We start from the raw sequence: 12,929 nt of genomic DNA, 5'->3' as shown, positions 1-12,929 counted from the left end.
CACTGAGTTCGTTAAGTTGATCACAGGTTACATGCGGCAGTGATTAATCGCAGTTAGCAAGGCGCCCATCCCCAAGCATCTTGCTGTCACTTTCGGCTATTCATCGCAGGACCGAGTTCCTGAACAAGGCAATCGACTACCTGCTGAACCTTCGGCAAAAGATGTCGGCGCTGTGGATAAACAGCCCAGATCGGTTCGTCATCGGGCTGAGCATATTCCAGCAACAGCTCTACCATACCGTGCTGTAGAAAAGGCATGACGTAGAAATCGGGAAGCTGACAGTCACCGAGACCTGAAACGCAGGCCTCCATGACCGCATGCCCGCTATTGCACCCGAAACGTCCCTTCGGGCGATGGGTGATTTTCTGATCGTGAACCTTAAAATGCCAGGCGCCCGCTGTACCTGCGATGCATTCTGTCCGTCGTCAGAACATTCGGCACGGATTGCGGCGTAAATTAGCGGAGTGCGGGCCTCGTCTGGGGGTTGATGTTACGCGGCGAGCTTGCGGTGTTGCAAGCGCCGATGCTCGATGGTCTGCCGCTTGATCCTTTCACGCTGTTTGATGATGGCTGCGGCCCTGCCGAAGTAGGCGTCGGCGGGCGTCACGTTGTTCAGGCTCTCGTGGTAGCGCTGGTGATTATAGTGCTCGACAAAGGCCTCGATCTGAGCCTCGAGATCACCTGGCAGGAAGTAATTTTCGAGGCTCTGTTGCAAAGATTGGCGGCAGTCAGAGGTAGGCTGTCGCTCTGCGCCGATCAGGCGGCTGCTGCGAAATGGTGGTTGAGCATGCCCATGGCCTCCGTCAGCGCCGAGGGCCCAATGCCAAAAGCTCTCTCCACAAGGCGCACCTCGCCCCTGATGCCGGGCTGCAGGCACCAGGGGCGAGCCTGTCCTTTGCGCAGGGCTCGCATGACTTCGAATCCCTTGATCGTGGCATAGGCCGTGGGGATCGATTTGAAACCGCGCACCGGCTTGATCAGTATCTTGAGCTTTCCGTGATCGGCCTCGATCACGTTATTGAGATACTTCACCTGCCGGTGGGCCGTCTCCCGGTCCAGCTTTCCTTCGCGCTTCAATTCGGTGATCGCTGCACCATAGCTCGGCGCTTTGTCGGTATTGAGCGTGGCAGGCTTTTCCCAGTGCTTCAGGCCTCGCAGGGCCTTGCCCAGGAACCGCTTCGCTGCCTTGGCGCTGCGGGTCGGCGACAGGTAGAAATCGATCGTGTCGCCCCGCTTGTCGACTGCCCGGTACAGGTAGGTCCACTTGCCCCGCACCTTGACGTAGGTTTCATCCAGGCGCCAGCTCGGATCAAAGCCACGCCGCCAGAACCAGCGCAGCCGCTTCTCCATCTCCGGGGCGTAGCACTGGACCCAGCGATAGATCGTCGTATGGTCGACCGAAATGCCGCGTTCCGCCAGCATTTCCTCAAGGTCGCGATAGCTGATCGGATAGCGACAATACCAGCGCACCGCCCACAGGATCACATCACCCTGGAAATGGCGCCACTTGAAATCCGTCATCGTTCCGTCCGTCCAATCTCCGCCAAGCATGCTCAAGCTTCACGATTTTTGCAACAGAGCCGGCCACTATACCCTTGCCGCCGAGGATCTCGAACTGGTCGGTCGCCGCTATCGCCCTGCCAACCGCCTCGGTCTGGCAACGCAGATCGCGCTTATGCGGCATCCCGGCTTCGGTTTGCAGCCCGACGTCGACGTCCCCGATGCGGTCCTTCACTATCTCGCCGCCCAGCTCTTCGTCGATGTTGATGCGTTCGCCGACTATGGCCAGCGCGCGCAAACACGTAACGATCATGCCGACCTTGCGGCACGGCATCTGGGGCTACACCCTTTTCGGCGAGGGGATATACCGCTCGCGCTCGATCTCGCCGCAAGAGCTGCGGAGCGGACCGATCGGGGCGAACCTATTGTCCGCGCATTGATGGAGGGGCTGAAGCAGGAACGCTTCATTCTTCCATCGGCAGACACGCTCGAACGTGCGGGCCTCGCCGGCAGGGCACGCGCCCGCAAAGCCGCGGCGGCGCTCATTGTCGAAAGCCTGGGTCATGCCGAACTGGCGCGGATCGATGATCTGATCGTCAACAACAGCGACTTCGGCATGACGCCGCTGGCCTGGCTGCGCAATTTCGAGGAAGCGCCCACCACGGCGAACATCAACGGGCTGCTGGAACGGCTACGCTATGTGCGCGGAATCGGCATCGACCCGGCGATCGGCGCGAAAATCCCCGACTTCCGGTTCGCGCAGTTCATGCGCGAAGGTGGCGTTGCGCCGGCGTTCCTGCTCTCCGATTATAGCCTTAACAGGCGCCGCGCGACGCTGATCGCGGCGGTCATCGACCTCGATGCCAGGCTCGCCGATGGTGCGATCCAGATGTTCGACAGGCTTGTCGGAAGCCTGTTCACACGGGCGCGGCGCGGGCGGGAAAGGCGCTATCAGGACAGCATCCGCTCGGTCGGCGAACTTATGCGGCTGTTCGGCGCGACGATCGCCGCGCTGGGAGAGGCGGTCGAACATGGCGGTAATCCGCTCGAACTGATCGACGAAGCGGTAGGCTGGCACAGACTGGTCGCAGCCAAATCGCAGGTCGATGCGCTGGCCGAGCTGGCGGGCGAAGATGCGCTTGTCGCGGCGACTGGTCGCTATGCGACGCTGCGGCGGTTCAGCCCGGCTTTCCTCGATACATTCACGTTCAAGGCATCGGGGAGCGGATCGCAACTGGTCAAGGCCATCGAGGTCATCCGCGATACCAATGCCCGCAAGGCCCGCAGCCTGCCCGAGGGCGTTCCGCTCCCATTCGCCAACCGGCAGTGGAAGCGCCTCATCACCGAAGGTGGCCAGGTCGATCGCCGGCGATACGAGACGGCCATCATGGCCACGCTGCGCGATCGGTTGCGCGCCGGCGACATATGGGTCGAAGGAACCCGCAATTATCGCCGCTTCGACACCTATTTGCTGAGTCGACGCGATGCCGATAAGGTGGCCGACAGCCTGCCATTCCAGACCGATGCGGCCGCCTATCTGGAGGAGCGGGCAAGGACGCTCGACTGGCGGCTGCGCCGTTTCGCCAAGCAACTCAAGGCGAACAGGCTCGCGGGCGTGGCGCTCGAACGCGACCGGCTCAAGCTGCAACCCATGCCGGCGATCACTCCACCCGAGGCGGAGGCTCTCGATCGCAGGCTCGACGCCTTGCTTCCGCGCGTGCGGATCACCGAACTCCTGGTCGAGGTGGCCGAGCGCACCGGGTTCCTGAGCGCATTTCGCGATCTTCGGTCCGGCAAGGAGCATGACAACCCGCACGCGATCCTCGCCGCCATTCTCGCTGATGGATCGAATCTGGGTCTAGAGCGCATGGCCAACGCCAGCGACGGGGTGAGCTACGCCCAGCTTGCCTGGACCCACAACTGGTATTTGTCGCCCGAAAACTATCAGGCCGCGTTGGGGATGATCGTTGCCGCGCACCATGATCTTCCTTTCACGCGCCATTGGGGAGCCGGCACTAGTTCATCCTCCGATGGGCAGTTCTTCCGCTCGGGCCGCAACCGATCGGCGGCGGCCGACATCAATGCGAAATATGGCAGCGAGCCGGGCCTGAAGATCTACTCCCACCTGTCCGATCATTTTGCCTCGTTCGGATCGCGGATCATGTCGGCCACCGCCGGCGAGGCCCCCTACGTGCTGGATGGCCTGATGCTCGGCGCCGGCGCGCTACCGCTGCATGAGCATTACACTGATACCGGCGGCGCGACGGACCATGTCTTTGCCCTTTGCCATCTTCTCGGCTTCCGGTTCGTGCCCCGTCTGCGCGACATCGCCGACCGGAAACTCGGCTCGATCGCCGCGCCTTCGACCTACAAAGGCATCGAAAGCCTCATGGGCCGCACGATCAAGACGGCGGCGATCGAAGCCGATTGGGATGACATCGTCAGGATCGTCGCCTCCATTAAGGAAGGAGCCGTTGCGCCCTCCGCGATCCTGCGCAAGCTGGCCGCCTACAAGCGCCAGAACAGGCTGGATTTTGCGCTGGCCGAACTCGGCCGCATCGAGCGGACGCTATTTGCGCTCGACTGGCTTGAACAGCCCGACTTGCGTCGCGCCTGCCAGGCCGGCCTCAATAAAGGCGAAGCACGTCATACCCTTGCCGCCGCGATCTACACCAACCGACAGGGGCGGTTCACCGATCGCTCGATCGAGAATCAGGAATATCGGGCATCGGGCCTCAATCTGCTGATCGCGGCGATTTCTTACTGGAACACCGTCTATATGGACAGGGCCGCCCAGCATCTCCAATCATCCGGCGGCACCTTCGATGATGCGCTGCTTGCCCATCTCTCGCCGATGGGCTGGGTGCATATCAGTTTGACCGGCGACTATCTGTGGCAAAGGGCAAACCGGCTCTCCCCTGGCGAGTTCCGCACCCTCAACGATCCCATGGCCCGCTTCAAACTCGTGGCATAGCCAGTGTTCTCATTATGTCCGCCAAATCGTTGTCTGGCGCACAAACCTTGAGGTGACGCCAACTTGGGGCCGCGCACATCAGCGCCGCGATCCGCGACGCGGATCTCGCTTCACCTCGTTCGTGCTTTCGAGAACCGCTGCACTCTCTGGGCAGGCGGGAATAGGGAGCCGGCAAGCCCGAAGGCTTGCCGTCCGTTTCAGGCGAGGATCGTCACCCGGATGGGACGAAACCGCTTGCGGGTTCGGTCGGAGCGCAGCGTAGATAGAGCCGTGCCGAAGGCCGCCCCCGCCCTTGCATCTTATTGCTGATCCTGATCCTGCTTGTCGGACTTTGCCAGGATCGAGAAGGTATCGGCGATCAATTCCGTCCGATATTGCAGATTGTCGGGCTCACCATGGCTGCTTTCGCGCACGCGGCCCGTCACATGCACCAGGTCTCCCTTCTCCGCATTTGCGGCCTGCTGGGCGACATTTGAGAAGCACACCACGCTATTCCAGAGCGTCTCGCTCTTCCACTCCTCACCATCCCGGCGATTGTAGGTCGCGCCGACGCTTACATACGTCACCTTGTCGCGCTCGCGCTTATTGCCCACATTCCCGATAACCCGAAATTCTGCGATGTTCCTCGGCATAGTCTTCTCCTCCTTCAACAAATGACACGAAGAAAACGGGAAATAATTGAGCTAATCCGCTCGCTGTTCATCATGACGGAAATGGTATTTCGCGATGTTTTCCGGCGTTGCGTAGGTCTGATACGCCTTCGTCCAATCCCGGCTAATTGCCTGTTGCGCGGTTTCGAGTGGCACCTGATGCGTGCAGACCAACCGCCAAAGCACATACGCCAGGACGTTCTTGTCCGCCGCGTTCGCCTGCCCGAGACGCGGTTGCAGCCACAAATCCTTCATGTCGAGCGGAGCGCCGCCGATGGAAATGGGGATCAGGTGGTCAAGCTCATAGTTAGCCATGCTTTCGCCAGGATGCTGCTGATCCATAAGGCGGCGCTTCATCGGCCCGGTGATCGAATAGGGAGGCCGCGCCGCTTTCGCATATCCGGGCCGGCAAATCGTGGCGTCGATATTGGCCTGATTGATGGCCGGATCGACGGCGCCGGTGACTTCGGGGGGCGGAAGGATGCTCGCGCGATTGAAGGGCAAGATCGGACTGCGGAGCGATTTTGAGAAGCCGGCGACGGCATCACAAAATTGCGTCGCTCCTGTCGCGGCGCAGCCGGTCGGATCGTTCGGCCGTGGGGCACGGTGATCGGCCGAAGGCCGGTGCCAAAGCATAACGGCCACGAGTATCGCGAAGCCGCCGAGAAGCGCCCGCGCTCTCAAGCGCGGGCAGCCAGCTTCGCCATCAAGGCGTCGTTCCAGTCGCAACGGGGGGGAGGGGGGACGATGACCACCGATCGGCCATTGCGGGTGAGGTTTTCCCGGCCGCGCTCGATCCCCTCGGCCGCGGCCTTTCCGTGCTGCGAGTAAATCACGATGCGACGCACATGGTCGGGAATGTAGATCTCGCGATAGCGTTCGACGCCGCACACGGCCGCGCAGCCGGAAAGGTCGTTGAGCACGATCGCGGATTCGGCGTCCTCATAGCCTTCGGCCAGGTTCATCGTATCATCGGGCGGGGCGCCGATCTGGACGACACTGCCGCGCGGGTCGGCGAGCGTGCGCTTGGGCTCCTCCAGGGCGCGGGCCTTCTGGCCATCGCGATCGATGAATATGCGCAGGAGCGCCCGAAATCTCCGGCCCTCGTGCATCGGTACGAGCAGCGCCGGCAGGAGCAATCTGCGGCCTCGCTCATAGGTCATGACGCTTGGCGAATATCGGGCGATCGTGGTGTGGCCGATGCCGCGCCCGTCCGCGTAGAGCTGGGCCGGGGTGCCGGCGATCGGCATGGCGCGGGTCCAAATATCCTCGGCGAGCGGAGTGAGGTCGCGCGCGGGGGCTTCCGGCGCCGAGCTGGGCGCGTCGATCGCCGGATTGATACGCTGGTCGCGCAGCGCCGAGATGATCTCGTCCTGGGTGCAGCCGGCGAAACAATGGAAAAGGACTGCCTTGCGGCCCGGCGTGACGGACAGCGAAGCCGTCTTGTCAGCGTGCGCGGGGCACCGGACCATGCCATGCTTGCGATGCCATGTGCCCTTCAGGTCCGCGACGATCTTACGCGCTGCTGTTTCCGGCGTGTGCGTCATGGTGTCCAAATAACAATATAGGACGAAAATGGACAGAGATTTTTCGCCGACGGGTGATGGGATGGCGATCCGCCGAGGCGCGTCCGAGCGCGAAATTGAGCGCCAGTATTTCCCTCTGGCCTATCAAACGCGCGATCTCGTCGCCTTCGATCCCGATTTCGACGATCGGGAGCCACGACGGTCGCCATTTGAGCGCAGGTCAAGCCGCTTGCTCCCGCTGGGGAGCATTCCGGCGCCGCAGGCGACGGTCCGACAGTTGATCCAGTCGGTGAGGTTGCGGTTTTGGCGATGCGGTTAGGCTAGGCGGGGCCCGTCAGGGCTAAACGTATCGGCCGTCCAGGCCGATTCCGCTTCTCCCTTCTTAGAATATATAGACTTCCTAAGAGGAGCAGTGTTTTTCTGACACTCACGGGCTGCGAGTTCGAGACGTTGACGCTGATCGAGCCGGAAGGCGGCATTGGCGAGGTCGGTGCGGGCCTTGGGATCTTCAGGCATCAGCCGACGCCGTTCGCCGCCCGACGTATTGGCGAGCATCGCCGCATGATCCTCCAGAACGGTTTCGCGGCGCACCTCCTCGTCGTCAGGGATGGGGACGTGAAGGCCGATCAGCTTCGCCAGCCATTGGGGAAGCGCGAAGCGATAAAGGTTGGAGGTCTGCTCGGAGCGCGCGCCGTTCGTGTCGTCACGCGAGTAGATGAAGCGCCTGATCCAGTCGACCAGGCCGATCGCCTTCAGGATGCCGAGCGAGCGATGCACGGTCGAACGCGAGAGGCCGGTCCACGACATGATCGCCTCATAATCGGGGGTCAGCCAGCCTTTTCGGCCCTGCTCACGCCGCAGCATGGCCGTGAGGACGCGCTGACACGACTGCGTGAATTGAACCAGGGCCTCCTCCCTCTCCGTAAGGGTACGCAGGCCAGCGCGGGCTTCGCTCGCCAGCTTGCGACCAAGGTTGAAGGTCAGCTCGCCGGCGACATAGAGCCGCTTGCGAAGATCGTTCCCGAGGCGCTGGGCGAAGTCGGCCTCCTCGGCGCTTTCGGTCCGGACGCTGTTCGCCCATATTTTGCGGCGCGTGATGTGGAGCCCGCCAGTCGGCCGCCCCCCCTTGGGGGTGCCGACGATCGCGCGGGTCGCGTTGAGGAGGACATTGCTGCTGGTGCTCTTGTGCTGCTCAAGCCCACATATCACGCGCAGGGGCAGAACCGGCACGCCGGACTGCCGCTGGGTAGCCTGCAAGTCCAGTGCGGTGCGAATGTCTTCGTAGGAAATCCCTTCGGCGCGCAGCTCGTCCACCACGGAGTCAGCCGGCACCGTCGATTGTCGCAGGGTAAAGTCCATCGTTCGTCCCCTCGTGCAAGGGGCCGTCAGCGAACAAAGCAGATGCGTGGCGCGAATCGCGCATCCCTTGAGCCTGCGCTCGAAATGCTCTAGGAGAGGGGCTGTCTGATGGCCCTTGGCATCGTTTGGCGACGATGCTCCTAGTTCATCGGGTGCCCGGCCTTCGTGCCGGGCATTCGTTTATGTGCTCACGGCCCACATACCCCTTGGATTGGCGGGGGCCGCCCTTCGGCCCCGCAATTTCATGACAATGAATGACAGCCCGCGCGGGAGCGCGGAAGCATCGGAAACTCGTGCTTTCGAGAACCGAAGGCACAAAAACTCGTGCTTTCGGAAACCGAAAGGCGCCCCCTTCGTGCTTTCGAGAACCGTTTGTTCGTGCTTTCGAGAACCATTCTGTGCGCGGCTATCGGGTTTGACCGAATCACTAGCCAGGCGCACCGCGATCAGCATGGGGGTGCGGTGGTCCTCGGGATGATCGTCACCTTGGCGGAGCCGGCGCGAGGGCCGCGCTTTCTCTTAACGTCCTCGTTGGTATTATCACCTAATACGATGCGATAATCGGGTATAGAGTCCTCTTCCGCTATGCCCTTCAAAGCATGGCGAAAATTCTTTACGGGATTTTGATACCCAATTTGCAGACGTAGGTCTTCGATATCGACGTCAATAGCGCCATTTGCGCACGAAGCGCGCGCGACTTCATAAAGACGGCGTTCAACAGGCCCGATCTGAAAGTAATTCGGCGAGTAATCGAGAACTTCCCGGTCACGCAAGATCGCGCGATAGAGCCAGTCGCAGAGCCGGACGCGGACCGCCTTGAGACGCCGATCGCCGGTGCGCGTCTTGGTATAGGTCAACCGCGCTTCGGAGAGCCAGGAGAAGAAACCCGCCTCGCCCTCGCCACCAGCCTCGATGTTGGTCTTGATCTGCGTGCCTTGCAGACGCTCAAGCGCGTCCGATAGGCGGGCGTAGGATCGGGCTGAGCTGTTGACCCCGGTTACGCGAAACAGGTCGTGCGCGGTAAAGTAGAAGTCCTGCGAGACTTTCTCGCCCGAGTCGAGCTTTGCTACAAGCAGACTCGCAATATAAAGCAGGACTTCCTTGTCGTAGATAGTCGCGACACCGCGCGGACCCGGCCCAATCTCGATGGAAACGGCGTCCGTCCTATAGGCCAGCGGCTTCATCCACGCCGTTTTAGTCAGCGCAAAGAATGGATAGGCCATCAATGATCGCTCGCCGCGGACCTCGGTGAGCAACGGGCTATCAAGGCTGAAAAGCTCGCCCTGAGTCGTAGGGAGCGTCGTCATGCCGGCGCCGCCTTTCTAATGGTCCCCGAAAGCACGAACGGGGAGGCGATCTTCGTGCTTTCGAGAACCATTCCGGCCGACTCTAACTGCACGCGCTCGGCCGCGATCGAGGCCGAGCGGCTCACCATCACTGCTCACCGCCTTGGATGAGTTCAAGCTGGACAGCAGGGTTGGAAAGGTCGCTGCCAATCTCGGCGAAAATCATTTCGAAGACAGGGCCATAAGGCATATTCCGAAAGCGGCGTTGAACCTGCTGCACATAGTCAGCCAGTTCGTTCGCGACGATCGGCGAAATGCGGCGCAGCGTCGCATCGCCATCGGCCGCACGCTGCACGAAGTCGTCGGGACTGACGGTCGCCATGCACTTGCGGATGATCCGGGCGACGACGGCATCGCGAGAGCGCAGCCGATACCGCTTCTTCAAGGTGTCGATCTCGTCGATCAGCCCCGAAGGCAGCGCCATGTTGAGATTCTGGTGCCCTGTCGCATAAAGCTCGCCCCGCTGTTGCCGGACAAGCTCCTTTACGGTCATTCTCCGAGTCTTGGTGCGCGGGCGTGCCATGAGTCCAATTAATGAGCGAATGACGATTCTGTCAAACGCTCCCGCACGCGATGCTGTAAATTAATTTTTCTCGCGCGACGAACCGTTCCCGATATAAGCTGTAGCATTGAGAACACGGCCAATCGGCCGTGATGTCGCACCGATAGAGACCTTTTGGATGCCGAAGTATCTCCAACTGGAGGAGGTTGGAACACCTGCTGCGCAGCTTTTCGGGAAGCGGCTGAAGGAACGCCGACTCTCGCTCGGCTATACGCAAGCGCAACTGTTCGAGCAGACCGGCATCACGGCTGCATATATTTCCTTCATCGAGCGCGGAAGAGCCAATCCTACCCTCGACATGATGGTCAAGCTGGCGGAAGCCGTAGGCGCTGAGGCATGGGATATGATCCGCCCATGTGACGAGGAAAGCGCCAAAAACCCTCCAAAATGAACATACTTATTGCGACGGAATATCATTGCACTGCGGTCGCGACATGAATTAGACACACATAGATCAATCGGCGCCACCTCACGAGACGCCACGGAAGAAGAGGTCGCGACCGAACCACAGGGGCCTATCGGGGGGGAACCGAGGGAGTTTGTGTGGCTAAAGGCGTCGTTTTGCGGTCCCGATTCGGGGATCGTGTGAAAGTGTTGCTTAATGAGACCGGGATTTCGACTGAAGAACTGGCCGAGCGTAGCGCAATCCCGGCCAAGCGTATCCAGAATATGCTAAACGGGTCTTTTATCCGCATCACGCTTCGGGACATGAGCATCATCGCCGCGGCCCTCAACACCCCCCTTTACAACCTTCTTGCCCCGACTGATGCGCCGCTCCCTGTCGTATCGTTCGAGGTAGTTGAAAAGCGTGGATCTCGCGACTCCTAGCTCCTGCGCCACGTCGGTCGCGGTCGCTCCCGGCTTGTCGAGCTTTGCCCTTATCTCGGGAAGTTTGTCGGGATCGAGAAGGCGTTTGCGACCCTGGGGCGCGGTGTCTGCCGGGTGGGTCTTGATACCATGGATATGCCTGTAATGGCCGTCCAGGGTATCAAGCAAAACGTGCATCTCGCTTGTCGCACCGGGTTCGATGACAAGCTTTTGTGACACGATCTCAACGCTGATGCCGGCACGCAACGTCTTAGCCAGCACGCGAATGAGCATGTTCGTTGAAAGCGCCAGGCATGATAGGTCGAAGACCTTGATCCGATCTCCAGAGGCGAGCTTGATGCCGTTGCGTGCGAGCAGTTCGCCGAGCTGGTTGAAACTCTTTTTCCCCGCCTCCACAACGATGTCATCAGGGCTTAGGACCGCCTTTTGATCTTCCAGGGTCGCCGAACCGGGTGTTTCCGCAAGGAAAGCGACGGTTGTTCTCAATCTTCTGCCCTTTGCGCGATACGCCTCACCGAAAGGGGCCGTCAGCCCAAAGGCTCCGGCTCCCCTAAAAGCCATGTTTTCTATGCTAGGCTTGCTGTCTCGGCAACATGGTGAACGAGGGGAGGGGAGATGAACACACCTTCGTAACGGCTCAAAATCCAATTCCCCGGATGCGATTGAGTGTTGCCATGATCGTCAGTATCGTCCACTATTTTTTATGGACTGTATCTGACGGAGCAGGCGTTCATGCTTCCAGCGGTGCTTACGGCAAAGGCGATTCAGCTCTGCGCAGCAGGGTTGGGCGCTGCCGTGACCACCCCGGCACCGCCCTACGCGATCATCGTTCACACGGGCGCCTCGCTGACCCGTCAGCCCGACAATGAGGCCGACGCAGAAGCGACAGTGCGTGATCTGCTTGCGCTCGGCGCGGACTTCGATGCCGGACCGCTTGCGATCAAGGGCCGGGACTTCGCGACATACGGCATCACTCCGGCATCCGTGTTCGACCCGTGCGCGCTGGCGCAGGTCGATGATGGTTCGCAACGGGCCTCCATCCCCACCACGGCTACGGTATCGGGGGTAACAGCGCTGCTACGGCGGGCGTTTGCCGCCCGCATCACCGACACAATCAGGCCCATGAACGCGACATACGGGGCGCGTTATAGCTGGCACAAATTCGGGCAAGCCGTGGATTTCGTCCCTGCTGCCGGCGTCAACTCGATCACGCGCGACCAAATCCGCGCCCTTATGGGGCAAAGCGGCATCCGGCTCATAGAGCTGCTTGGGCCGGGGGATCGGGGTCACTCCAATCATTGGCATATCGCGTTCGCGCGCCCTGGACAGGTCATCGACCGCATCCGGCCCGTCGAAGAGGACGAGGACTGGATCGTCAATGTCGCCAGTGCCGACGTTCGCCGTCCATCTGCAATCTCTGGAACCGATGCGCCCTCCGCGCCCGTGTCGGCCCTGCAACCCACCGAGAAAGCGCCGCCCCGATGGGACGTATTCGCGGCGGAAGAGTGGCGCGTATCTCATGGAGGTGGTTCATGATCGGGCGATTGTTGAACAAGCTGGGGGGCGCCTCGGGGGCGCTTTCCTTGTGCGGCGCTGGGATTGTGGCGGTCGCCGCGCCGCAACCGGCCTATGCGTCGGATTGGGGTTGCCAGGTGGTTCTCTGCCTCGCCACCCCCGGCTCCCCCACGAAATATGCGCAGTGCGTCCCGCCTATCACGAAGCTCTGGAATGTCCTCGCCATGGGCGGCTCGTTCCCGACATGCACGGGCGTCGGCATTCGCACCAAGAAGGTGAAGCACGGCTATAATCTGACGGTCACGCAGTCAGACGGTGCCGTGTCGAGCTACGCGCTCGACACGCGATACCAGACGGTGACACAGCAATGATCTACGCGGTCGCCGCCATTGCCACGCTGGCGCAGCAATGCGCGCCGGAAATCGCGACCGAAGCGGTTGTGCCGCTCGTCATGACGGAGAGTAGCGGCGACTCCCTCAAGATCAACGTCAACAAGGGGCCGCGCGTTCGTGCCGGCTCCGTCGCTGAAGGCGCAGCGATCGTCCGTCGCTATGTCGCTGCTGGCTACACCGTCGATGTCGGCTTGGCCCAGGTCAATTCGGCCAATTTCGCGCGCCTCGGGGTCTCGGTCGAAGAGGTGTTCGATCCTTGCACCAATCTTCGGCCGCG

At 61.2% G+C, this 12,929-nt stretch carries 13 protein-coding genes and 3 pseudogenes; 6 read left to right on the top strand and 10 right to left on the bottom strand.

The features are described from left to right. Positions 1-86 precede the first annotated feature (86 nt). The 3 genes and pseudogenes from HH800_RS28355 to HH800_RS28345 all read right to left on the bottom strand — a co-directional run bounded on the left by HH800_RS28355 (position 87) and on the right by HH800_RS28345 (position 1,521). On the bottom strand, positions 87-362 hold the full coding sequence (locus HH800_RS28355; protein ID WP_235399086.1) for a LysR substrate-binding domain-containing protein: 276 nt from the start codon (positions 360-362) through the stop codon (positions 87-89). Between the two features lie 128 nt (positions 363-490). Beyond that, a pseudogene (locus tag HH800_RS28350) lies at positions 491-703 on the bottom strand (integrase core domain-containing protein); the annotation flags it as partial. Between the two features lie 53 nt (positions 704-756). Then, positions 757-1,521: an IS6-like element IS6100 family transposase gene (locus HH800_RS28345; RefSeq protein ID WP_001389365.1), complete on the bottom strand. Its 765-nt coding sequence runs from the start codon at positions 1,519-1,521 to the stop codon at positions 757-759. Between the two features lie 28 nt (positions 1,522-1,549). Here HH800_RS28345 and HH800_RS28340 point away from each other — a divergent pair, with 28 nt between their 5' ends. Continuing rightward, positions 1,550-4,474 (top strand): Tn3 family transposase, encoded by a 2,925-nt coding sequence (locus HH800_RS28340; protein ID WP_235682166.1) that lies wholly within the window; start codon positions 1,550-1,552, stop codon positions 4,472-4,474. 299 nt (positions 4,475-4,773) lie between these two features. Here the strand turns inward: HH800_RS28340 and HH800_RS28335 are convergent, their stop codons facing one another. The 6 genes from HH800_RS28335 to HH800_RS28310 form a co-directional block, all read right to left on the bottom strand. After that, on the bottom strand, positions 4,774-5,106 hold the full coding sequence (locus HH800_RS28335; protein WP_020486683.1) for a single-stranded DNA-binding protein: 333 nt from the start codon (positions 5,104-5,106) through the stop codon (positions 4,774-4,776). Positions 5,107-5,157: 51 nt separating this feature from the next. Next, positions 5,158-5,760 carry a hypothetical protein gene (locus HH800_RS28330; protein WP_021233334.1) on the bottom strand — a complete coding sequence of 201 codons (603 nt, stop codon included), beginning with the start codon at positions 5,758-5,760 and terminating at the stop codon, positions 5,158-5,160. Positions 5,761-5,804: 44 nt separating this feature from the next. After that, positions 5,805-6,671, bottom strand: a complete 867-nt coding sequence (locus HH800_RS28325; RefSeq protein ID WP_017980872.1) for a DUF7146 domain-containing protein — start codon at positions 6,669-6,671, stop codon at positions 5,805-5,807. 294 nt (positions 6,672-6,965) lie between these two features. After that, complete coding sequence (locus HH800_RS28320) at positions 6,966-8,009, bottom strand: hypothetical protein (RefSeq protein ID WP_017980870.1); 1,044 nt, start codon at positions 8,007-8,009, stop codon at positions 6,966-6,968. A 446-nt stretch (positions 8,010-8,455) separates the two neighbouring features. Continuing rightward, entirely contained in the window at positions 8,456-9,316 is an 861-nt protein-coding gene (locus HH800_RS28315) for a replication initiator protein A (protein ID WP_017980869.1), read from the bottom strand. Between the two features lie 127 nt (positions 9,317-9,443). After that, complete coding sequence (locus HH800_RS28310) at positions 9,444-9,878, bottom strand: hypothetical protein (protein ID WP_120694215.1); 435 nt, start codon at positions 9,876-9,878, stop codon at positions 9,444-9,446. 157 nt (positions 9,879-10,035) lie between these two features. On the opposite strand from HH800_RS28310, the gene HH800_RS28305 reads away from it, so the two are divergent. Both HH800_RS28305 and HH800_RS29685 read left to right on the top strand, forming a co-directional pair. Next, positions 10,036-10,308 carry a helix-turn-helix domain-containing protein gene (locus tag HH800_RS28305; RefSeq protein ID WP_017980866.1) on the top strand — a complete coding sequence of 91 codons (273 nt, stop codon included), beginning with the start codon at positions 10,036-10,038 and terminating at the stop codon, positions 10,306-10,308. 152 nt (positions 10,309-10,460) lie between these two features. Continuing rightward, positions 10,461-10,601, top strand: a pseudogene (locus tag HH800_RS29685) (hypothetical protein); the annotation flags it as partial. On the opposite strand, the gene HH800_RS29290 reads toward HH800_RS29685, so the two are convergent. Then, positions 10,590-11,231 (bottom strand): helix-turn-helix domain-containing protein, encoded by a 642-nt coding sequence (locus HH800_RS29290; RefSeq protein ID WP_026151881.1) that lies wholly within the window; start codon positions 11,229-11,231, stop codon positions 10,590-10,592. The pseudogene HH800_RS29685 and the gene HH800_RS29290 sit on opposite strands and share 12 nt — an antisense overlap. 246 nt (positions 11,232-11,477) lie before the next feature. On the opposite strand from HH800_RS29290, the gene HH800_RS28290 reads away from it, so the two are divergent. From HH800_RS28290 to HH800_RS29680, 3 genes and pseudogenes are all read left to right on the top strand, one after another. Then, entirely contained in the window at positions 11,478-12,281 is an 804-nt protein-coding gene (locus HH800_RS28290; RefSeq protein WP_024310572.1) for a muramidase, read from the top strand. After that, positions 12,278-12,631, top strand: a complete 354-nt coding sequence (locus tag HH800_RS28285; RefSeq protein WP_017980864.1) for a hypothetical protein — start codon at positions 12,278-12,280, stop codon at positions 12,629-12,631. The genes HH800_RS28290 and HH800_RS28285 overlap by 4 nt, the downstream gene beginning before the upstream one ends. Continuing rightward, a pseudogene (locus tag HH800_RS29680) lies at positions 12,628-12,924 on the top strand (transglycosylase SLT domain-containing protein); the annotation flags it as partial. The gene HH800_RS28285 and the pseudogene HH800_RS29680, both read left to right, overlap by 4 nt. Positions 12,925-12,929 lie beyond the last annotated feature (5 nt).

The sequence above is a fragment of the Sphingobium yanoikuyae genome (genome assembly GCF_013001025.1).
GTDB lineage: Bacteria > Pseudomonadota > Alphaproteobacteria > Sphingomonadales > Sphingomonadaceae > Sphingobium > Sphingobium yanoikuyae_A.
This window is presented reverse-complemented; position numbering and strand designations above follow the sequence as displayed.